Below are 21301 nucleotides of genomic sequence, written 5' to 3' on the forward strand. Positions count from 1 at the left end.
CTCGAAATGATACGACCCGCCGGCGGCTCCCAAACCGCCGGAGAGGGACTTTGCATCCATGTTCACCCCGGAGAGGGCTTTGATATGAACATCTCCAGATTCTTTGTCGACCGCCCGGTCTTTGCCGGCGTTCTTTCGGTCCTCATCCTGGTTGCCGGCCTGATCGGCCTGCGCGCGCTGCCGATTTCCGAATATCCAGAGGTCGTGCCGCCGTCGATCGTCGTGCGCGCTACCTATCCCGGCGCCAACCCAAGCGTCATCGCCGAAACGGTGGCGACGCCGCTCGAAGAGCAGATCAACGGTGTCGAAGGCATGCTCTATATGGCCAGCCAGGCGACATCGGACGGCGTGCTCAACGTCACCGTTACCTTCAAGCTCGGCACCGACCCCGACAAGGCGCAGCAGCTCGTGCAGAACCGCGTTTCACAGGCCGAACCGCGCCTGCCGGCGGAAGTCCGTTCGCTCGGCATCACGACAGTCAAGAGCTCACCCAACTTCATCATGGTCGTCAACCTCGTCTCCGACGGGAACAATCACGACATCACCTATCTTCGCAATTACGCGACCCTCAACGTCAAGGATCGGCTCGCCCGCATCGCAGGCGTCGGTCAGGTGCAGGTTTTCGGCGCCGGCGACTATTCCATGCGTGTCTGGATCGACCCGCAGAAGGCCGCCGAGCACAATCTTGCCGCCAGCGACATCAGCAGCGCGATCAGTTCCCAGAACATCCAGGCCGCCGCCGGTATCATCGGCGCATCGCCGAGCCAGCCCGGTGTGGACCTGCAGCTCAACGTCAATGCCCAGGGCCGCCTGCGCACGCCCGAGGAGTTCGGCAACATCATCGTCAAGACGGGCGCCAATGGCGAGATCACCCGCCTTCGCGATGTCGCCCGCATCGAGCTCGGTGCTGCGGACTACACGCTGCGTTCGCTGCTCGACGGTAAGCCGGCCGTCGCCGTCGCCGTTCTTCAGGCGCCGGGTTCGAACGCGATCGAGATTGCGGACAATGTGAACGCGACCATGGATCAGTTGCAGCTCGCCATGCCTGAGGGCGTCAAATACGAGATCGTCTACGATACGACGAAATTCGTGCGGGCCTCGATCGAGAAGGTCATCGACACGCTGCTCGAAGCCATCGCGCTCGTCGTCCTCGTCGTCATCCTGTTCCTGCAGACGTGGCGCGCCTCGATCATCCCGCTGATCGCCGTTCCTGTCTCGATCATCGGCACTTTCGCGGTCATGTATGTCTTCGGCTTCTCGATCAACGCGCTCAGTCTGTTCGGACTGGTGCTTGCGATCGGTATCGTCGTCGACGACGCGATCGTGGTGGTCGAAAACGTCGAGCGCAATATCGAGGAAGGCCTGTCGCCGCGGGCTGCCACCTACAAGGCGATGAGGGAAGTCTCCGGTCCGATCGTCGCGATCGCGCTGGTGCTCGTCGCGGTGTTCGTGCCGCTTGCTTTCATCTCCGGTCTGTCGGGTCAGTTCTACCGCCAGTTCGCGCTGACGATCGCGATTTCGACCGTCATCTCGGCCTTCAACTCGCTCACGCTGTCTCCGGCGCTGGCAGCTCTTCTCCTGAAGAGCCATGATCAGCCGAAGGACTGGCTGACGCGGTTCATGGACGCTATCTTCGGCTGGTTCTTCCGCGGCTTCAATCGTGTCTTCGGAGCGGGCTCGAATGCCTACGGCAAGGGCGTTGGCGGGCTGTTGTCGCGCAAGAGCATCGTCATGGTGATCTACCTGGCGCTGGTCGGTGCGACCTACAGCCTGTTCAGCACGGTCCCCGGCGGCTTCGTGCCGTCGCAGGACAAGCAGTATCTGATCGGCTTCGCCCAGTTGCCGGATGCCGCAAGCCTGGACCGCACGGAAGACGTCATCAAGCGCATGACCGACATCGCGCTGGCGCAGCCGGGCGTTGCCAATGCGATTGCCTTTCCGGGCCTGTCGATCAACGGCTTCACCAACTCCTCGAATGCCGGCATCGTCTTCGTGACGCTGAAGGACTTCGAAGAGCGCAAGACGCCTGATCTCTCGGGCGGTGCAATCGCCATGGCGCTGAACCAGAAGTTCGGCGTCATCCAGGATGCCTTCATCGCCATGTTCCCGCCGCCGCCGGTCAATGGTCTCGGCACGACGGGCGGTTTCAAGCTGCAGATCGAGGATCGTGCCGGCCTCGGCAACCAGGCGCTCGACGAGGCGACCAAGGCCGTGCTTGCAAAAGCCTACCAGGCGCCTGAGCTCGCCGGGCTGTTCTCCAGCTTCCAGATCAACGTGCCGCAGCTCTATGCCGATCTCGACCGTGCCAAGGCCGAGCAGCTCGGGGTTTCCGTCACCGACGTCTTCCAGACGCTGCAGATCTATCTCGGTTCGCTCTACGTGAACGACTTCAACGCCTTCGGCCGCACCTACAGCGTCCGTGTGCAGGCCGATGCGAAATTCCGCGCCCAGCCGGAAGATATCGGCCAGTTGAAGGTCCGGTCGGCATCGGGTGAGATGATCCCGCTTTCTGCCCTCTTGAAGGTGGAACCGAGCACCGGTCCGGAACGCGCGAACCGCTACAACGGCTTCCTTGCCGCCGATATCAACGGCGGTCCGGCACCGGGCTTCTCGTCGGGTCAGGCGCAGGCGGCAATCGAGAAGATCCTTCACGACACCCTGCCTGCGGGCATCGACTTCGAATGGACGGATCTGACCTATCAGCAGATCCTGGCCGGCAATTCGAGCATCGTCGTCTTCCCCCTGGCACTGTTGCTCGTCTTCCTGGTGCTGGCCGCCCAGTATGAAAGCCTGACGCTGCCGCTTGCGATCATCATGATCGTGCCGATGGGCGTGCTGGCCGCGCTGACCGGCGTCTGGCTCACCGGTGGAGACAACAACATCTTCACCCAGATCGGTCTTGTGGTGCTTGTCGGTCTATCGGCGAAGAACGCGATCCTTATCGTGGAATTCGCCCGCGAACTGGAGTTCGAGGGAAGAACGCCGCGGGAGGCCGCGATCGAGGCCAGCCGCCTTCGCCTTCGCCCGATCCTCATGACCTCCCTCGCCTTCATCATGGGCGTCGTGCCGCTCGTCGTCTCCACGGGCGCCGGCGCGGAAATGCGTGCGGCCATGGGTGTCGCGGTCTTCTCGGGCATGATCGGCGTGACCTTCTTCGGCATCTTCATGACGCCGGTGTTCTATGTGCTGCTGCGGCGGCTGACGGGCAACCGTCCGCTCATCCAGCACAAGCCGGACGAACACAAGGAAGAAGAGGCGGAGGTCATCCGGCTCGCGGCGGAATAAACGGAATTCAACCTTCCTTTGTCGAGTAAATCGGGCGGGAACTTCGGTTCTCGCCCGTATCGTTTTCAGGGTGTTCCACAAAAATGCGTTACGTCCGTCAAAACGGTTTGCAACGATGGGCGAGGGGACTATCAAAGACGGACAACAGTTGGGAGGACTGAATGACGAGTTCGAGAGAAGGTCATGACGGCAGGCGGATCGCCTTTCTCGGCACCGGCCTGATGGGCGCGCCGATGGCTCGCCGGCTGCTTGGCGCGGGCTTTGCCGTCACCGTCTGGAATCGCGATCCCGGCAAGGCCGAGCCGCTTGCGGGAGACGGCGCGATCTGCGCTAAAACACCTGATGATGCCGTCTCGGGTGCCGACGTCGTCATCACTATGCTCACCAACGCCGAGGCGGTGAAGGACGTGTTGTTCGACCGCGGAGCGGCCGATGCGATGACGCCTGGCACAACCGTCATCGACATGAGTTCGATCGCCCCGCATTTCGCCCGCGACCATTCGGCGAGGCTTGCCGACCGCGACATCCATCATGTCGATGCGCCGGTATCAGGCGGTGTCGTCGGGGCGGCAGCGGGTACGCTCGCGATCATGGCGGGCGGTGACAAGGACGTGGTCGACGGGCTTGCAGATGTCTTTGCGCCGATGGGGCGCGTGACCCGCGTCGGTCCAAGCGGGGCGGGCCAGCTCGCCAAGCTTGCCAACCAGCAGATCGTTGCGGTGACGATCGGCGCCGTCGCCGAAGCGATGATGCTGATCGAAGCGGGCGGCGGCTCGCAGGCGGCCTTCCGGGACGCCATTCGCGGCGGCTTTGCAGAGAGCCGTATCCTTGAACTGCACGGCAAGCGCATGGTCGAGCGGCAGTTTACGCCAGGCGGTTCGTCCAGCAACCAGTTGAAGGATCTGAACGCCGCCATGGAGACAGCCAATGCCCTGTCATTGACACTGCCGCTGACTGCGGCGGTGCATGCCGAATTCAGCGAATTCGTCGCTAATGGCAATGGCGAAAAGGATCACAGCGGCCTGCTCCTCCATCTCGAAGAGAAGAATGCCCGGCCGGGAGGAAAGAAGTGACGGACAACCATTCGCCGAAGCGGCGCCTACGTTCGCAGGACTGGTTCGACAATCCCGATCATATCGACATGGCAGCGCTCTATCTCGAGCGCTTCATGAATTACGGCATCACGCCGGAAGAGCTGCGCTCCGGCAAGCCGATCATCGGAATTGCCCAGAGCGGCAGCGATCTTACGCCTTGCAACAGGGTGCATGTCGAGCTTGCCAAGCGCGTGCGCGACGGCATTCGCGATGCCGGCGGCATTCCGATCGAGTTTCCGACACATCCGATCTTCGAGAATTGCAAACGCCCGACAGCCGCACTCGACCGCAATCTCGCCTATCTCGGCCTCGTCGAAATCCTCTACGGCTATCCACTTGACGGTGTCGTGCTGACCACCGGCTGCGACAAGACCACGCCTTCGGCGATCATGGCGGCTTCGACGGTCGATATCCCGGCGATCGTGCTCTCCGGCGGCCCGATGCTCGACGGCTGGCACGAGGGGGAGCTGGCGGGCTCCGGCACGGTGATCTGGCGGATGCGGCGGAAATATGCGGCAGGCGAGATTGATCGGGAGGAATTCCTGCAGGCGGCGCTCGATTCTGCGCCTTCCGTCGGCCACTGCAATACGATGGGCACCGCTTCGACGATGAATGCGCTGGCCGAGGCGCTCGGCCTTTCGCTGACCGGCTGTGGCGCCATTCCGGCGGCTTACCGCGAACGCGGCCAGATGGCCTACCGCACCGGGCGACGCGCCGTCGAAATCGTGTTCGAGGATCTGAAGCCATCGGATATCCTGACGCGCGAGGCTTTCCTCAATGCGATCCGCACCAATTCGGCGATCGGCGGCTCGACCAACGCGCAGCCGCATTTGGCCGCGATGGCGAAGCACGCTGGCGTCGAACTCTATCCCGACGACTGGCAGGTGCATGGCTTCGATATCCCGCTGCTGGCCAATGTCCAGCCGGCGGGCGCCTATCTCGGCGAGCGCTTTCATCGTGCCGGCGGCACGCCGGCGATCATGTGGGAACTGCTGCAGGCCGGAAAGCTCGACGGCAACTGTCGCACGGTGACGGGCAGGACGATGGCCGAGAACCTAGAGGGCAAGGAAGCGCGCGACCGCGAGGTTATCAAGCCGTTCGCCGAGCCGCTGAAAGAGCGGGCGGGCTTCCTCGTTCTCAAAGGCAATCTCTTCGATTTCGCGATCATGAAGATGAGCGTGGTCTCGGAGGATTTTCGCCGGCGCTACCTTGAGGAACCCGGGCACGAAGGTGTCTTCGAGGGCAAAGCGGTGGTTTTCGACGGTTCCGAGGACTATCACAAGCGCATCAACGATCCCGAACTCGGTATCGACGAAAATACCATCCTCGCCATCCGCGGCGCCGGGCCGATCGGCTGGCCGGGTTCGGCTGAGGTCGTCAACATGCAGCCGCCGGATCATCTCCTGAAGCGCGGCATCCGCAGCCTGCCGACGATCGGCGACGGCCGCCAGTCGGGCACGGCGGACAGTCCCTCGATCCTCAATGCCTCGCCGGAAAGTGCCGCCGGAGGCGGCCTCGCCTGGCTTCGTACCGGCGATATCATCCGCATCGACTTCAACCACGGGCGCTGCGACATGCTGGTCGAGGACGCCGAGATCGAACGGCGCAAGGGCGACGGCATCCCGCCAGTGCCGGCGGATGCGACGCCATGGCAGCAGATCTACCGCCGCTCGGTGACGCAATTGTCGGACGGAGCGGTGCTGGAGGGAGCGGCGGAATTCCGCCAGATCGCAAAAACCCCGCCGCGGCACAACCACTGATCTTGAAGGTGCTGCAGACTGCAAGTCCTTTGATCCAAAAGGGGAAAGTCGTAACGAACAGTTCACCTAGTCATTAGTTCGGTCGTCAGGACAAGGCTTCATTAATGCCGGCTTGAGACCATATTGCCGTAATGCAAGCTTCTAAGGCTGGGACCGCGTTGCCAGAGAAAAAAGCCACACGATCCGAACACGAGTTTCAGGATCTTCTGCGTCGGCTCGAACTCGCTCTCGATGCATCCCGGATCGGTGTCTGGGAGCACAGCATCGAGCAGGACGGGATCTTGTGGGATGCGCAGATGCATCGTCTCTACGAGACCGGCGAAACCTGCCGGCTGGTGCCGGCATCGCTTTGGTCGAATGCCATCCATCCCGATGATCGCGAGCGGGCCGAACGCGACTTCGAGCAGGCGATAACGACACGCGGCGCCTATAATTCACAATTTCGGATCGTGCTGCCGAGCGGTGAAATCCGCCATTTGCGTTCGCGCGCGCATTTCTATGTCGATGGGGAGGGTCTGCCCTCCTTCATCGGCGCCGAATGGGATGTTACGGCCGACGTCCTGCTCAACGCGGAACTCGCGCGGCAAAAGGTGGTGGCCGAGGCGAGGGCGCTGGCGCTGGAAGAAAGCAATGCTCGCATCGAGCATGTCGCCGATCATGACTATCTCACCGGCTTGCCGAACCGGCGCCTTCTCGACAAGCGGCTGGCGGAGTTGCCGGCCGACAAGAGCATCACGACGCTTGGCGTGCTACATCTCGACCTCGACCAGTTCAAGCAGATCAACGACAGCCACGGTCATGCGGCAGGCGACGCCGTTCTCAGGGCCGCAGCACTTCGAATCACCGCCGCCATTCCTGCAAATGGCGTGGTCGCCCGCGTCGGTGGCGATGAATTCGTCATCGTGCTGGTCAATTTCACCGATCTCACTGAGCTGAAGCTGATCACCGAAGACCTCCAGCGTCGGCTGCGGAAGAAGATCCGCTTCGGCCAGGAGATGCTGCAATCCGGCGCCTCGATCGGCGTTTCCTGGAGCGGCGATCGGCGGGCGCGCAACCTGCTTGCCGAATCCGATTTGGCGCTTTACCAGGCCAAGAAGCTCGGGCGCAGCCGTGTCGAATTCTTCACGCGGCAATTGCAGGAGGATCTGCGCTCCAAGCGTCGCCTCGCCGAAGAGCTGAAGCTCGGGCTGGAGCGCGGTGAGATACTTCCCTATTATCAGGTGCAGCTCGACGCCCGGACCCGGGAGGTCATCGGCTTCGAGGCGCTGGCGCGCTGGAAACACCCCGAAAAGGGCGTGCTTGCTCCGGGGGTATTCCTGAAGATCGCCGACGAGCACGGGCTTGCGGCGGAGATCGACGCGGCGATCCTCAAAAGCGTTCTCGAAGACCGGTTGTTCTGGCTGTTGCGCGGCCTTGCGGTTCCGCGCATCGCCGTCAATATCTCGGCGTCCCGCCTTGCCGATCCGGCGTTGCTCGACAAGCTGAGGAAACTCGATATCCCGCCCGGCGCGATCGTCTTCGAACTGGTTGAGACGATTTTCCTCGACGACAGCGACGAAAAACTGCTCGATCATATCGGCGATATCAAACAGATGGGCATCGACATCGAGATCGACGACTTCGGATCGGGCCATGCTTCGCTCATCGGTCTCGTCAAGCTGCGGCCGAAGCGGCTGAAGATCGACCGGCAGCTCGTCACCGAGGTCGTCAGCTCCGCCGAGCAGCGGCGCGTGGTGGGGTCGATCGTGGAAATCGCCAAGGCACTCGATGTCGAGGTGATCGCCGAGGGCATCGAGACCGAGGCGCATGCCGTCGTGCTGGCGCAGCTCGGCTGCGACGGTCTGCAGGGTTATGCGTTCGGTTATCCCGCACCGGCGGCCGAGACAGAGCGTCTTTTCTCATCGCCGACGAGCCGAATCGAAAAGCAGAAGACCGCGATGCTGAACGGCCGGTGATCCTTCCGCGGGCGACGGTCGTCGCTCCCGGTTTTTTGCCGCGTTGCGGAGGTGATTTCGGACGAATGCTTCTCTCGTCTTTCAAATTGGCAGGCGGTATCTTTTCGACGCGGCTTTTTATTCGCACCGGCTGGAAGATAATTGAGGCGCAAGTAATTTTCTTGAGCTTGCAACGGCATTGTTTCATGGTAATGCGGAAACGAAGCTTTCTGTATTGCATCGAAAAATGATTATACGCGTCGTCAAGTCGATGAGCGCGGCTCTCCATCGTTCGCAGGTGCAATCGGGGGCTGGGGCCTGACAATTGCTTTGCCGTTGCCGGGATGGACTTGCGGGACATTCAATCTGGGAAAGTTGCATGAATTCGGAATTTGCCGTTCGTTCGATGCGGCCCGGCGAACTGGAACTCGTGCTCGAATGGGCGCGTCAGGAGGGCTGGAACCCTGGCCTCGACGATTCGCTTGCATTCAACGAGGCCGATCCGTCGGGATTTTTCGTCGGCTCCATCGGTGAAGTCCCCGTCGGCTCGATCTCGGTCGTCAAATATGGCGACACTTTTGCCTTCCTTGGCCTCTACATTGTCCATCCCGATTTTCGCGGCAAGGGTTACGGCAAGGCGATCTGGGCGACGGGCATCGCCAGCGCGGGAGACCGCACGATCGGTCTCGACGGCGTCGCCGCACAGCAGGACAACTACCGCAAGGCCGGCTTCGAACCCGCCTATTCCACTGTTCGTTACGGCGGTGTTGCTACTTCCTTGCCTGTCTCGACGCTTGTCGCGCAATCGGTGCTGGATTCACGCCTCGAAGGCCTGCAGCGATATGATTCGGCGATCTTTCCGCAGCCGCGGGATGCCTTCCTTGCCGCCTGGTGTACCGGCCGCAAGGGCCGTCGTTCGGCGGTGGTGCGGAAGAGCCACAAGATCCGCGGTTACGGCACGATCCGCCGCTGCTACGAGGGCTACAAGATCGGCCCGCTCTTTGCCAACGATGCCGACAGCGCCGCGGCGCTGCTTGCCGAATTGATCCCCGAGGCGAAAGGGGCCGCGGTCTTCATCGACATTCCCGCAGAGAACCACGAGGCGGTCGCGCTTGCCGAAGGTATCGGCCTTCAACCGGTATTCGAGACGACACGCATGTATCGCGGGCCGGCGCCGACCATTCCGCTGAAGCACGTCTTCGGCGTGACGACGCTGGAACTCGGTTAAAGCCTTTCCTGACCAGGAAAGGCTTTAATCCAAGGGTGAGGCGGGCACGGTTTGTGCCGAAGCTTTCGGACGGCCCTTTTCGGCGATCGCGATGCCGCCCAAGGTCAGCACCAGCGCGATCACATGGAACGACTGCAGCTGCTCGCCGATCAGTGCGACGGAGAGCAGCGTTCCGAACACCGGCACGAGATTGATGAAGAGGCCGGCCCGGTTGGCGCCGATTGCGACGACGCCCTTGATATAGAGGATCTGCGCCACCAGCGAGGGGAAGATCGCCGTGTAGAGAGTGATGACCCAGCCGGCCTGGTCCGGCCATTGCGCGGCACCGCGGCCCGCCTCCCAGAGGAGCAGCGGCAGCGAGGTCAGCATGGCGCCGAGCGCCGGGACCGCCATCAGCGTGCGCCAGTCGAGCGGCGGCTTCCAGCGCAGGAAGATCGTGTAGACCGAATAGGCGGCAATGGCGATCAGCATCAGCCCGTCGCCGCGGTTGAGGCTTAATTGCAGCAGCGTTGCGAGGTCGCCATGTGCAGCGGTCAGAGCGACGCCGATCAGCGTCATGCCGAAGCCGAGACATTGCGCCAGCGAGATGCCGGTACGGAAGAACATGAAATTCAGCAGGAAGATCAGCATCGGGATGCCGGCCTGCTCGATGGCGACGTTGATCGCCGTCGTATATTGCACGGCCGAATAAAGCATGGCGTTGAAAAGGGTGTAGCCGATGACGCCGTAGAAGAGGAGCAGCGGCAGGTTCTTCCTCACCACCGGCCAGTCCTTCCGCAGTTGCGGCACTGAAATCAAGGCGATCATCGCCACGGCGAGGAACCAGCGCAGGAAGGTCAGCATCATCGGGCTGATATGTCCGAGCGCGAGTTTGCCGGCGACGGAGTTGCCGCCCCAGCAGAGGGTGGCGATAACGAGACAGATATAGGCCGTGGCTTGCAAGAGCGTTCTTCCCGTCTTTCCGCGATCGCCGAGCGGCGTTTTGTGACGGGAAATAGCCTGTCGGCTGCTGATTTGTCACGTAAAAAGCCCAATCTGCTGTGACAACAGGGTCGCTTTCCAAAAAACAAAGCTTTATAGATGCGCGGGTTTGAGCAGGTGCGCGGTTCCGCGCCGGTAACAGGAAGAGTTGGATGACGAACGTAGTCGTGGTCGGTTCGCAATGGGGTGACGAAGGCAAGGGCAAGATTGTCGACTGGCTTTCGGAGCGTGCGGATATCGTTGTGCGCTATCAGGGCGGACACAATGCCGGCCATACGCTCGTCATCGACGGCACGAGCTATAAGCTCTCGCTGCTGCCGTCCGGCGTCGTGCGCCCGGGCAAGATGGCCGTCATCGGCAACGGCGTCGTCGTCGATCCGCATGCGCTAATCGCCGAGATCGGCCGGCTGGAAGCGCAGGGCGTGACGGTCACGCCTGACAATCTGCGCATTGCCGACAATGCGACGCTCATCCTGTCGCTGCACCGCGAGCTCGACGCGATGCGCGAGGATGCGGCGTCGAACAGCGGCACCAAGATCGGCACGACGCGCCGCGGCATCGGCCCGGCCTATGAAGACAAGGTCGGCCGCCGCGCCATCCGCGTCATGGATCTTGCCGATCTCGAGAGTCTTTCCGGCAAGGTCGACCGTATCCTGACGCATCACAATGCGCTTCGCCGCGGCCTTGGCGTTGCCGAAGTCAGCCACCAGGCGATCATGGACGAACTGACCTCGATCGCCGATCGGGTACTGCCTTTCCGCGATACGGTCTGGCTTTTCCTCGATAAGGAGCGCCGCAAGGGCGCCCGCATCCTTTTCGAAGGTGCACAGGGCAGCCTGCTCGATATCGATCACGGCACCTATCCCTTCGTGACCTCGTCCAACACAGTCGCCGGCCAGGCCGCTGCCGGTTCGGGCATGGGTCCGGGTTCTCTCGGCTATATCCTCGGCATTACCAAGGCCTATACGACGCGTGTCGGCGAAGGCCCGTTCCCGACCGAACTGACGGATGAAATCGGTCAGTTCCTTGGCGAGAAGGGTCATGAATTCGGCACGGTGACGGGCCGTAAGCGCCGTTGCGGCTGGTTCGACGCGGCACTCGTACGCCAGTCGGTCGCCACCAACGGCATCACGGGCATCGCGCTCACCAAGCTCGACGTGCTCGACGGTCTCGAGGAATTGAAAATCTGCGTCGGCTACATGCTCGACGGCGAACAGATTGATCATCTTCCCGCAAGCCAGGGAGCGCAAGCTAGAGTCGAACCGATCTACATCACGTTGGAGGGATGGAAGGAATCGACCGTCGGCGCCCGCAGTTGGGCGGATCTGCCGGCACAGGCGATCAAATATGTTCGCCAGGTCGAAGAGCTGATCGGGGCACCCGTCGCGCTCCTTTCCACCAGCCCGGAGCGGGATGACACGATACTTGTGACCGATCCGTTTGAGGATTAAGCTCACGGGTCACTGTGGAGGATGGTTCGGTAGAGTACCGGACTTCTTGAGAAAGTACTGATGGCGGATTTTATTGCAGTCATTCGGCGGGCCGTCGACGGCCTGGCTGAAAATACCCCCGAGATGCGGGTGAAAGTCTACGAACGTGCCCGCGGCGCAGTGCAGCGGCAGCTCGAGAACATGAAGCCGCGTCCGCCGGAAGCCATGCTGCAACGCCAGCTCGAAAAGCTCGAGGCTGCCATCCGCGAGGTGGAGGGCGAACACTCCGAGGCGATGCCGCTCGATGAGCCGGTTGCGGCCGCCGTCATCGCGTCGGAATCCTTCGAAGAACAAGCGGTTCCCGACGAAAGCGAACCGGCGTCGGCGCCGGAGACGACTGCCGAGGAGCCGGTCTACGAAGCCTATGTGGAACCGCAGGCGGCCGAGGCCGTAGACGAGCCCGATCACGTGGAGGCCGCCGCACCGGAGGAGGCTGAGGAAGAGGTCGCTGCCGAGGAGCCTCTTTCCCCTGAAGCATCCGTTTCCGCGGAAAACCCTGTTCCCGCGGAAACCCCTGTTCCGGCGGAAACCCCTGTTCCCGCGGAGACATCGGTTTCGCCGGAAACATCCGGTCCGGCCGAGACATACTGGCATCCCTCCCAGGAGGAGGAAGCGCCGGCCGAGGAATGGCATGCCAGCGAGGCGCGCAACGTCGCTGCCGAAGACGTGCCGGCCGAACATGACGGCTGGGAAGCGCCACCTGCCGAGCATCGCGACGAGCAAGCCGACGAACAGCATGCCGACGAGCAGCATCCCCTGGAAGCCGACGAGATCGCGGACGAACCTGCGGCGGTGGAAAGCGAGGAGCCTGAGGCTGAGGGGGCTTACGAGCCCGTCGAGCCGTTGCAGCCGATCACCCGCGGCATAGACCACGCATCCAACCGCCTGGTGGAGCCGGTCGCCGATTTCGATCGTCCGCAGGAGTTCGTCGAGCACAGCCGCGAGGAGCCGTTGCAGGCCGAAGTTGCGGCGCATTTCGACCCCGTCTGGACCGAGCCCGTTGCCGAAACCCCGGCTCCGGCGCCCAAGGATGCGGAGACCGAATGGGCGGAAGAGGAACTCCGGCAATATTCGGAGACGGCGCCGGCGCCGATTACCGCCGATGCCTCGGCGCGCGCCTTCGAGGAGGTGATATCGAGCCTCGAAAAAGTGGCACCCGCCGCCGTCATGCCGGCCGCCAAGGAAAGTTTTTCCTGGGAGACGGCTGCCTTCGACGATCTGCCGCCGATCGAGGCCGGCAACAATAAGAAGACGCCGGTTGCCTCTCATTTCGATGATGTCGATATCTTCGCCGAAGTACACAACGGCAAGCCGGCGCCTACTAGCGGCGCGCCGAGCGAGGACTGGCGAGAGGCGAAGGCGCTGCGCGGCTACGACCGCCGCGGCTCTGTCGCCGCTGATGACGATGACGCCAATCCGTCGATGGATATCGATCAGATTGTCGCCTCCAAGCTGCAGGGCAAGAGCTTCCGTATGGAGCCGAAGCGCCGCCGCTTCGGCATCGGCACCGTGATCACGCTCATCTTCGCACTCATCCTGATCGGTGGCGGCGCCTATGCCGGCTGGACGAACAGAGAGGCGCTGGTGGCGATGGTCGACGGGCTCGTCAGCTCGGCACCGTCGCAGGCGACCAGGAACGAGGCGGCAACCCCACCGGACGGCTCGACGACGACGCCTGCCCAGCCGAGCGCGGTGACGCCAGCCCAGCCAACCACACCAGGAGCGCAGAATACTCCAGCGGCGCCGGCGCAGCCGAACCCGAACCCGCAAGTAGCGTCAGTGAACAATGACGGCGCTGCGGCCAATTCGAAATTCACCCAGCGGCTGCTGACCGATGGAACCGAGGTCGACAGCGGACCGGCGACGGTGCCGGGAACGCCGACCGCGGAAGGAAAATCGGTCGCCGAACAGAATGTTGCGGCAGCCGATACGCCGCCTGCCAGCGCGCAGGGCGATGCGGCACCCGCCGACACGCGGACGCCGAACGGCCCGGTGGCATCGCCGCCGCAGACCGCGCCCGTCGGTTCGTCGCAAAAGATGTTCCTTTATGAGGAGCGCATCGGCCAGAGCTCGCCGACGGCGATCGAGGGATCAGTCGTCTGGAGCGTGCAGCACGAGGCCGGCCAGGATGGCCGGCAGGAGGCGACGGTGCAGGGCAATGTCACGGTTCCCGAGCGCAATCTCTCGGCTCTCGTGACCTTCAAGCGCAATTCCGATCCGTCGCTGCCGGCAAGCCATCTCGTCGAGATCGTCTTCTCAGTGCCGCCGAATTTCGAAGGCGGCAGCATCGACAGCGTCCAGCGCATCTCGATGAAGCGCACGGAGCAGGACCGCGGTGACGCGCTGATCGCGGTTCCGGCCAAGATCACCGACGATTTCCACATGATCGCGCTCAACGACTACCCCGATGCGCGCAAGGCCAATCTCGATCTGATGTCGACCCGCAACTGGATCGATATACCGATCACCTACCGCAACGGCCGCCGCGCGCTGCTGACGATGGAAAAGGGCGGTACGGGAACGGACGCCTTTAATACCGCGATCAAGGAATGGACTGCGCTCGGAGATGTGTCGACGAGCCAGTGACGGTTTCCCGATCTTGGCGCGGTGCCGAGGCTGCAGACAAAGATGAATGAAAAACAAAAGGCGGGCCGCAAGGACCCGCCTTCTTCAACTGTATCACGCGAGGGGTCTATGCCGTGGCTTCGACGACCCGGACGGCCTTGGCGCGTTCCAGGGCTTCCTTGCGGACGGCGTCCTGCACCTTTTCGAAGGCGCGGACCTCGATCTGGCGAACGCGTTCGCGGCTGATATCGAATTCAGTCGAAAGGTCTTCCAGGGTCACTGGATCCTCGGCAAGGCGGCGAGCCTCGAAGATGCGACGTTCGCGCTCGTTCAGCACGCTCATCGCTTTCGCCAGCATGCGCCGGCGGGTGTCGAGCTCGTCCTGTTCGATCAGCACGTCTTCCTGGCTGTCATGGTCATCCACCAGCCAATCCTGCCATTGGCCGCCGTCACCTTCGGCTGCCTTGATCGGCGCGTTCAGCGAGGCGTCGCCAGAGAGGCGGCGGTTCATCGAAATGACCTCCTCCTCCGAGACGTTCAGCTTGGTGGCGATCTCCGAGACGTGCTCCGGCTTCAGGTCGCCGTCATCGATTGCCTGGATCCGGCCTTTCAGCCGGCGCAGGTTGAAGAACAGCCGCTTCTGGTTGGCGGTCGTGCCCATCTTCACCAGCGACCACGAACGCAGGATATATTCCTGGATCGAGGCCTTGATCCACCACATGGCGTAGGTTGCGAGGCGGAAGCCGCGCTCGGCATCGAACTTCTTGACGGCCTGCATCAGGCCGACATTGCCTTCGGAGACGACTTCGCCGATCGGCAGGCCGTAGCCGCGATAACCCATCGCGATCTTCGCAACGAGGCGAAGGTGGCTGGTGACGAGCTTGTGGGCGGCATCGCGGTCACCATGCTCGGCATAACGCTTGGCGAGCATGTATTCCTGCTGCGGCTCCAGCATCGGGAACTTGCGGATTTCGTCGAGGTAACGATTGAGACCGGCTTCACCGGCGGTAATGGACGGCAAGGTATTTCGGGCCATAGTGCACCCTCCTAAAGTGAATTCCGGTTCCCGATGGAAACGCATCCTCGCGTTAAAAAAGGCAAACCGGGACGTGCGGCTCTACTGCGAGCCCGCACTAAGTCAATATACAGATAAGTGTGGCGAAACGGCGGTTCAAGGTGCCGCTCACGCAGGTGTGAGTTGGGTAGGCGGCATTCGGAGCCCGGCTTTATCGCCGCAGCGCGTCGACCAGTTCGACCATATCATCCGGCAGCGGCACCTCGAAATGCATGATTTCGCCGGTGCGAGGATGCTCGAATTGCAGCATGAAGGCATGCAGCGCCTGCCGGCCGAAACCGTTGACGACATTGCGGATCTCTTCGGGGAGGAGATTGGCCTTGGTCTTGAAGCCGGCGCCGTAAACCGTGTCGCCGAGCAGCGGATGGCCGATATGGGCCATGTGGACACGGATCTGGTGGGTGCGCCCGGTTTCGAGGTGGCACTCGACCAGCGAGGCGAACGCGGTCGCGTCCGGCTTCTCATGGAAGCGCTCAATCACCTGGTAGTGCGTGATCGCCTCGTCGGCGTCCTGACTGTCGGGGCGTTTGACGGCGCGGCGCGTGCGGTCGCCGGTGGCGCGGCCAAGCGGCGCGTCGACCGTGCCCGACAGCGTGCGGGGCCGGCCCCAGACGATTGCCTGATAGGCCCGCTCCAGCGGCATGGTGCGGCCATGGTCGGCAAATTGCAGCGACAGGTGGCGATGGGCAATGTCGTTCTTGGCGACGACCATGACGCCCGTCGTATCCTTGTCGAGACGGTGGACGATGCCGGGGCGGCGCACGCCGCCGATGCCGGAGAGCGTATCGCTGCAATGGTGGATCAGCGCGTTGACCAGCGTCCCCGTCCAGTTGCCGGCGCCGGGATGGACGACGAGACCGGAAGGCTTGGAGATGACGATGACGTCGTCGTCCTCATGGAGGATATCCAGCGGGATATCCTCGCCCTGCGGCGTCGGGTCTTCCGGCTCGGGCAGCGTGAGTTCGAAACTGTCGCCGGTGCGCACCTTGCGCTGCGGGTCGGTGACGGGTTCGCCGCGCAGAAAAACCTGGCCGTCCTTGATCAGCGCCTTGATGCGGCTGCGCGAAAATTCCTCGCCGACCTGCGCCGTCAGCCAGGAGTCCAGCCGGCCTTCGGCAGTTTCATCGGCGGTCAGGACTTTTCTATTGCCGGCTGCTTGTTTAAAGGGGTCGCTCAAGACGCTTCTTCTCCGACGTATTTTTTAGAACAGGACGCACAGATGACAGCAATCGAGCCAGACGACCAGGAAGAGAAGCCCCTTGATCCGGCGATGGAAAGTGTCCGGCGCAAGATGGTCCGCCTGCAGATCGTCTCCGGCGCCATCATGTTCGTGAGCCTTATGGCGGTCTTCGGCGCGGTTGTCTACAAGGTGATGCACAGCGAGCCGAAGGAGACGGCGTCCGCTGTTACCGCCTCCGGCGTACCTTCGGATGCGCCGCTTGCGGCAACCGTTTCCCTGCCGCTCGGCTTCAAGGTGCAGTCCACTTCGTTTTCAACTGGGCAGCTTCTGTTCTACGGCGAAACGGTCGAGGGCAAGAACAAGGCGCTGGTCTACGATCTCAGGACCGGCCGCACCGTCGCCGACGTCACTGTTACGGGCAATTGAGGCCGGCATGGCCGCCGTCCCGATCGACATCGACAGCGCCGACGATCCGCGCGTCGCTGAATTCCGCGAGATCCGCGAGCGCGACCTGACGGGGCGAGAGAGCCGCTTCATCGCCGAGGGCACCGTCGTGCTGCGCATGCTCGCCGAGGCGCATGCGGCAGGCCGCGGCTTTTTCGCCGAGAAGATCCTGCTGCTGCGCAACCGCGTCGAGGGCGTGCTGCCCATCCTGGAGCGGTTTCCGGCCGATGTGCCGGTCTATGTCGCCGGGGCGGATGTGCTCGACGGCGTCGTCGGTTTCCATCTGCATCGCGGCGTTCTCGCGCTTGGCCGGCGACAGGATCGCGGGGAGGCGGCACTTCTCGACGCACTGCCGGAACGGGCGCTGGTGCTCGTCGGCTGCGGCATTTCCAATCATGACAATGCCGGCTCGATGTTCCGCAATGCGGCCGCCTTCCGGGCGGATGCAGTGCTGCTCGACGAAACCTCCTGTGATCCACTCTACCGCAAGGCGCTGCGCGTCTCGGTCGGTTCGGTGCTGAGCGTTCCGCACCGCCGCGGCGGCAAGGCGCTGGATGTGCTCCTGGCGCTTGCCGAACGGGGCTTTGCCATCTGGACGCTTTCACCGCACGGCAAGACCGATATCCGCGCCATTCCGGCCTCGACGCGCATGGCGCTCGTCGTCGGGACCGAGGGCGAGGGGTTGCCGGAGGCGCTGCTTGCGCGATTCCAGAGCGCGCGCATTCCACAGTCGGAGGAACTCGACAGCCTCAATGCTGCGACGGCGACGGGGATCGCGCTGTTTTCCATGGCCTCGGCGATGGGCCGGGTCTAACGCATATCCCTCTCAAATCGGAATCGATTTTCTAGGTTCTGTGTCAATTCAAACATAATGGCGCGCCGCGCGTCCTATCGGACGCTCGGGGGATCGGCGAGGATCGCGGTTGCCCTGTCGGCAAGGCTGACACGATCGTTCGGGTTCTTTTCCGCAGCTTCGACGAGGAGCGTGCGGATCGGCGAGGAGGGACCCTCGTTCAGGGCGGTCAGCGCCACCATATTGGCGGCGATCGAGGCGATCTCCTCGCGGATCGCACCATCGCGTCCGGCTACGGCCTTTGCCTTTTGCAGGCGCTCGGCCAGGGCGGCGCTGCGTTTGCGGACATCCTCGCCCATCTCAGCCGTGACGACAGCGGTGTCGAGCGCGGACGCTGTCGTGTCTTCCGTAATTTCCGCCGGCAGCTCCGCGGCCATCCCGGCAAGGCCGGCGTCGCGCAGCACCCGGTTGACCTTACGGATCTCGGCGTTGGCGGCCTTCAACTGCTCCTTCAACCTGGCGATCTCCTGCTGGCGGCGAGCGACCAGGTTTTCCTTTTCGGTGGCGGAAGCGCTATCGCGAGCGGCCTTGTCCTCCAGGCGGATGACCATATGCTGCTGCTGCGTCAGTTTCTGTTCGGCATCCTTGGCGCGCTTCTGCAGCAGGCTGACGTCCTGGCGCAGCGTGTCGCGTTCGTCGCGCAGCGCGTTGACGCGGAATTTCAGGCTCTCCGCCTCGGTCTCGCGTGCGGCCAGGTCTATTCTCAGCCCATCGGCCTGTTCACCGAGCTTGCTCAGCCGCGTCCGCATCGTCGCCAGTTCGCTCTCCTTGTTGGCAGCGGACTGCTCGGCAATATGCAGATTGGTCTTCAACTGGCTGATATAGTTCTCGTCCTTGCGCAGATGCGAGCGCTGGTCGGCCGCCTCGACATGCATCTCGCCGATCTGGGCCTGCAATTCGCCGATCTCGGCGGCAAGCCTGCCGGCATCGACGGCGAGGGCGTCGTGGCGAAGCTGGAACGACAGGGATTTCTCGCGCTCACGCAGAAGGTCCTGGGTGGTGCGGGCGTTTTCGGCGGCATAGAGCGCGCGCACCATGTCTTTCTGGGCGCGGACCTCCTGCGGGCTCAGCGGCATCGTCGCTTTCAGCCGGTTCTCGGTATACCAGACGATGCGGCGGTGAACGGCGGGCGAGACCAGAAAGACGAGGAAGGCCGCGGTCAGGAAGCCCAATCCGAACAAGAGAGCATATTCGATCACGGCGCGGCCATCGGTAAGAAGGTTGATACGAGGTCAGCCGCGATGATTAAGCACGCGTGACGCGCATGGCAAGGCCGCCGGTGGGGACGGCGGCAGATTCCAGCGGCTTTGAGGCCTCAGAAGGGATTCCAGGTCGGCGCCTGGGTGATCTTGAGATAGCCGACATTGACGCCGAGGCGAGCACCGACGCCGGTGCGGATCGGCACGACCAGCACGTCGTTGTTCTTGAGCAGCGTCATGCCGAAGCCGGCGATCACATAGGCCGAGCCGCTGACACCGCCGAAGCGGGCATAGATGCCGTTGACGGAGGGCAGGTCGTAGACCAGCATCATCACGCGCGAGCCCTGGCCGCCGTAATCGAGGCCGAGCGAGGGGCCTTGCCAGTAGAGATTATGTTCGCCGGCGTTCTTGGTGTTCAGCTGGCCTTCGCCATAGGTAAGGCCGGCGATGAAGGCGCCGCCGCCTTCCTGTCCGAGGATATAGCCGTTCGGCAGGCCGTATTTCTGGAAGGCACTCTCGACCACTTTGGCAAGTCCGCCGCTGGCGGAGCCGAAGAAGGAGTGGCCGGCGTCGACGATTTCCTGCATCGTGTACTGGCCGTTGTCCTGGGCGGCAGCCGGCCAGGCAACCATCAGCGAGGAGAAGATGAGGGCCGAAAGTAACCTGCAGAAGCCGATGAATCGGTGCGGAAATTGAGGGCGCATGGTGTCATCCGTTCGTCGTTTGGCTAAGAGCGGGCAACCGCTCGCGGCGATTGGTGCATTTTGCGCCGATGATCTTAACAATCGGTTTACCAAATATGGTGTCATTATGGCACCGAGTACGATCGCAAACTTCGCGCAATTTTGATGAAGCATATTCCGGGCGCAATGAAATTGCCGCCCATCAGGAGACAATGATGTCCAAGAACCCCAATCTCACCCTGTCCGGCCCGGATCTGGCCGCGCTTCTTTGCAGCCGCGTTTGCCACGATGTCATCTCGCCGGTCGGCGCGATCAATAACGGGCTGGAGCTCCTGGATGAAGGCGGCGCCGATGCCGATGCGATGGACCTGATCCGCACCAGCGCGCTCAATGCTTCCGTCCGCCTGAAATTCGCACGTCTCGCCTTCGGCGCGTCGGGCTCCGTCGGCGCCTCGATCGACACCGGCGAGGCCGAGCGTGCAGCCAAGGATTTCGCCGTCGCCGAAAAAAAGACCGAGGTGATCTGGAACGGACCGCGCGCCATCGTCGCCAAGAACCGTGTCAAGCTGCTGCTCAACCTCTTCCTCGTTGCCTATTCCGCCATTCCGCGCGGCGGCGTGCTCGAGGTAACGCTCGAAAATCCCGAGTTCGATGCGAAGTTCAAGCTCACGTCCAAAGGCAAACTGATGCGCCTGCCGCCGAAGTTCGTCGAGATATCGACCGGCACTATCGAGGAGGCGATCGACGCTCATTCGATCCAGCCCTATTACACCGTGCTTCTGGCGCAGGAGTGCGGAATGACGCTTGATCACAGCGCCAGCGCCGACGAACTGGTGTTCACGGCAGTGGCTGCGGCAGCCTGATTTCGGGGCGCGGACGTGTGTCGGCGCCCCGTCCGGTAACGATTCTTTAGCCTGATGGACCTATTCTCCAGGGTTGTAAGAGGCCTCTTGCTGCGACGAATGCGGGGGCAAAGGAGCGACCATGCAAAGGTTCATGATCACCGATAATTCGGACATCGTCCGCAAGGTTGGCAAGCGCATTCTCTCCGAACTCGACTTTCTCGTCAGCGAGGCCTCCAACGCCGGCGAGGCGCTGCAGCGCTGCCAGGCGGAGCTGCCGGAATATCTGATCGTCGATTCCGGCATGGAAGGCGCCCTCGACCTCATCGCTGCCATCCGTGCCATGGAGGGCGGCAAAGAGGTCAAGATCTATTACTGCGTCGTCGAGGCGGATCTGAAGAAACTGATGGCAGGCAAACGGGCCGGTGCCACCGACTTCCTGCTGAAGCCGTTCGATCGCAAGATCCTGACCGCCGTTTTCGGAAATCGCGCGATCGCCGCCTGACGGGCAGATCTCTTTCCGCCGATATCGGCACCACCGAAGCATGATGCCGCGTGCAAGCGGTTTCGGCCGCCCCACGCTATTTCCTAGATCGAAAGAACAGAGGATTTCAGGTCGATCCGGCCTGAGGTGAGGGCGGATTCTTATTGCGCAGGCAGAAACGAAAAATCCCGCCGAAAAGGCGGG

The 21301-nt window shown here is 62.7% G+C and carries 16 protein-coding genes; 11 read left to right on the plus strand and 5 right to left on the minus strand.

Translation table 11 applies throughout. From position 1 onward, the window contains the following. The first annotated feature begins 84 nt into the window (after positions 1–84). The 5 genes from HX899_RS00450 (at position 85) to HX899_RS00470 (ending at position 9301) form a co-directional block, all read left to right on the plus strand. Complete coding sequence (locus HX899_RS00450) at positions 85–3285, plus strand: efflux RND transporter permease subunit (protein ID WP_181291415.1); 3201 nt, start codon at positions 85–87, stop codon at positions 3283–3285. Positions 3286–3446: 161 nt separating this feature from the next. Further along, positions 3447–4358: an NAD(P)-dependent oxidoreductase gene (locus tag HX899_RS00455; protein WP_180195085.1), complete on the plus strand. Its 912-nt coding sequence runs from the start codon at positions 3447–3449 to the stop codon at positions 4356–4358. Further along, positions 4355–6139 (plus strand): IlvD/Edd family dehydratase, encoded by a 1785-nt coding sequence (locus HX899_RS00460; protein WP_138386782.1) that lies wholly within the window; start codon positions 4355–4357, stop codon positions 6137–6139. The genes HX899_RS00455 and HX899_RS00460 overlap by 4 nt, the downstream gene beginning before the upstream one ends. Positions 6140–6270: 131 nt before the next feature. After that, on the plus strand, positions 6271–8094 hold the full coding sequence (locus HX899_RS00465) for a bifunctional diguanylate cyclase/phosphodiesterase (RefSeq protein WP_181291416.1): 1824 nt from the start codon (positions 6271–6273) through the stop codon (positions 8092–8094). 358 nt (positions 8095–8452) lie between these two features. Beyond that, complete coding sequence (locus tag HX899_RS00470) at positions 8453–9301, plus strand: GNAT family N-acetyltransferase (RefSeq protein WP_171598542.1); 849 nt, start codon at positions 8453–8455, stop codon at positions 9299–9301. Between the two features lie 24 nt (positions 9302–9325). On the opposite strand, the gene HX899_RS00475 is transcribed toward HX899_RS00470, so the two are convergent. Beyond that, complete coding sequence (locus HX899_RS00475; protein ID WP_181291417.1) at positions 9326–10243, minus strand: DMT family transporter; 918 nt, start codon at positions 10241–10243, stop codon at positions 9326–9328. 191 nt (positions 10244–10434) lie between these two features. Between HX899_RS00475 and HX899_RS00480 the strand changes: the two genes are divergently transcribed. Further along, positions 10435–11733: an adenylosuccinate synthase gene (locus HX899_RS00480; protein ID WP_128408122.1), complete on the plus strand. Its 1299-nt coding sequence runs from the start codon at positions 10435–10437 to the stop codon at positions 11731–11733. 60 nt (positions 11734–11793) lie between these two features. After that, the gene (locus tag HX899_RS00485) at positions 11794–14358 is read left to right on the plus strand and encodes a hypothetical protein (protein ID WP_181291418.1); all 2565 of its coding nucleotides are present in this window, start codon (positions 11794–11796) and stop codon (positions 14356–14358) included. 106 nt (positions 14359–14464) lie between these two features. On the opposite strand, the gene rpoH is transcribed toward HX899_RS00485, so the two are convergent. Both rpoH and HX899_RS00495 read right to left on the minus strand, forming a co-directional pair. Further along, positions 14465–15373: an RNA polymerase sigma factor RpoH gene (rpoH, locus tag HX899_RS00490; RefSeq protein ID WP_003542378.1), complete on the minus strand. Its 909-nt coding sequence runs from the start codon at positions 15371–15373 to the stop codon at positions 14465–14467. Between the two features lie 190 nt (positions 15374–15563). Then, on the minus strand, positions 15564–16589 hold the full coding sequence (locus HX899_RS00495) for an RluA family pseudouridine synthase (protein ID WP_180195080.1): 1026 nt from the start codon (positions 16587–16589) through the stop codon (positions 15564–15566). Between the two features lie 42 nt (positions 16590–16631). On the opposite strand from HX899_RS00495, the gene HX899_RS00500 reads away from it, so the two are divergent. Next, a complete protein-coding gene (locus tag HX899_RS00500) occupies positions 16632–17018 on the plus strand; it encodes a hypothetical protein (RefSeq protein WP_181291419.1) in 387 nt (128 codons plus the stop codon). Between the two features lie 7 nt (positions 17019–17025). Further along, complete coding sequence (locus HX899_RS00505) at positions 17026–17850, plus strand: RNA methyltransferase (protein WP_181291420.1); 825 nt, start codon at positions 17026–17028, stop codon at positions 17848–17850. 74 nt (positions 17851–17924) lie between these two features. On the opposite strand, the gene HX899_RS00510 is transcribed toward HX899_RS00505, so the two are convergent. Continuing rightward, positions 17925–19088 carry a hypothetical protein gene (locus HX899_RS00510; protein ID WP_138330191.1) on the minus strand — a complete coding sequence of 388 codons (1164 nt, stop codon included), beginning with the start codon at positions 19086–19088 and terminating at the stop codon, positions 17925–17927. Between the two features lie 116 nt (positions 19089–19204). Continuing rightward, positions 19205–19792 (minus strand): DUF1134 domain-containing protein, encoded by a 588-nt coding sequence (locus HX899_RS00515; protein WP_181291421.1) that lies wholly within the window; start codon positions 19790–19792, stop codon positions 19205–19207. A gap of 194 nt (positions 19793–19986) precedes the next feature. On the opposite strand from HX899_RS00515, the gene chpT reads away from it, so the two are divergent. After that, on the plus strand, positions 19987–20634 hold the full coding sequence (gene chpT / locus HX899_RS00520) for a histidine phosphotransferase ChpT (RefSeq protein WP_003542366.1): 648 nt from the start codon (positions 19987–19989) through the stop codon (positions 20632–20634). 121 nt (positions 20635–20755) lie between these two features. Continuing rightward, complete coding sequence (locus HX899_RS00525; RefSeq protein ID WP_003542364.1) at positions 20756–21118, plus strand: response regulator; 363 nt, start codon at positions 20756–20758, stop codon at positions 21116–21118. Positions 21119–21301 lie beyond the last annotated feature (183 nt).

Source organism: Rhizobium sp. WYCCWR 11146, from assembly GCF_013591995.1.
Classification (GTDB): Bacteria; Pseudomonadota; Alphaproteobacteria; order Rhizobiales; family Rhizobiaceae; genus Rhizobium; species Rhizobium indicum.

What these genes read in the sequence shown, in the direction of transcription:
- HX899_RS00450 (WP_181291415.1), top strand. Translation starts at nt 85, where the DNA reads ATGAACATCTCCAGATTCTTTGTCGACCGCCCGGTCTTTGCCGGCGTT.
- HX899_RS00455 (WP_180195085.1), top strand. Translation starts at nt 3,447, where the DNA reads ATGACGAGTTCGAGAGAAGGTCATGACGGCAGGCGGATCGCCTTTCTC.
- HX899_RS00465 (WP_181291416.1), top strand. Translation starts at nt 6,271, where the DNA reads ATGCAAGCTTCTAAGGCTGGGACCGCGTTGCCAGAGAAAAAAGCCACA.
- HX899_RS00470 (WP_171598542.1), top strand. Translation starts at nt 8,453, where the DNA reads ATGAATTCGGAATTTGCCGTTCGTTCGATGCGGCCCGGCGAACTGGAA.
- HX899_RS00480 (WP_128408122.1), top strand. Translation starts at nt 10,435, where the DNA reads ATGACGAACGTAGTCGTGGTCGGTTCGCAATGGGGTGACGAAGGCAAG.
- HX899_RS00485 (WP_181291418.1), top strand. Translation starts at nt 11,794, where the DNA reads ATGGCGGATTTTATTGCAGTCATTCGGCGGGCCGTCGACGGCCTGGCT.
- rpoH (WP_003542378.1), bottom strand. Translation starts at nt 15,373, where the DNA reads ATGGCCCGAAATACCTTGCCGTCCATTACCGCCGGTGAAGCCGGTCTC.
- HX899_RS00500 (WP_181291419.1), top strand. Translation starts at nt 16,632, where the DNA reads ATGACAGCAATCGAGCCAGACGACCAGGAAGAGAAGCCCCTTGATCCG.
- HX899_RS00505 (WP_181291420.1), top strand. Translation starts at nt 17,026, where the DNA reads ATGGCCGCCGTCCCGATCGACATCGACAGCGCCGACGATCCGCGCGTC.
- HX899_RS00515 (WP_181291421.1), bottom strand. Translation starts at nt 19,792, where the DNA reads ATGCGCCCTCAATTTCCGCACCGATTCATCGGCTTCTGCAGGTTACTT.
- chpT (WP_003542366.1), top strand. Translation starts at nt 19,987, where the DNA reads ATGTCCAAGAACCCCAATCTCACCCTGTCCGGCCCGGATCTGGCCGCG.
- HX899_RS00525 (WP_003542364.1), top strand. Translation starts at nt 20,756, where the DNA reads ATGCAAAGGTTCATGATCACCGATAATTCGGACATCGTCCGCAAGGTT.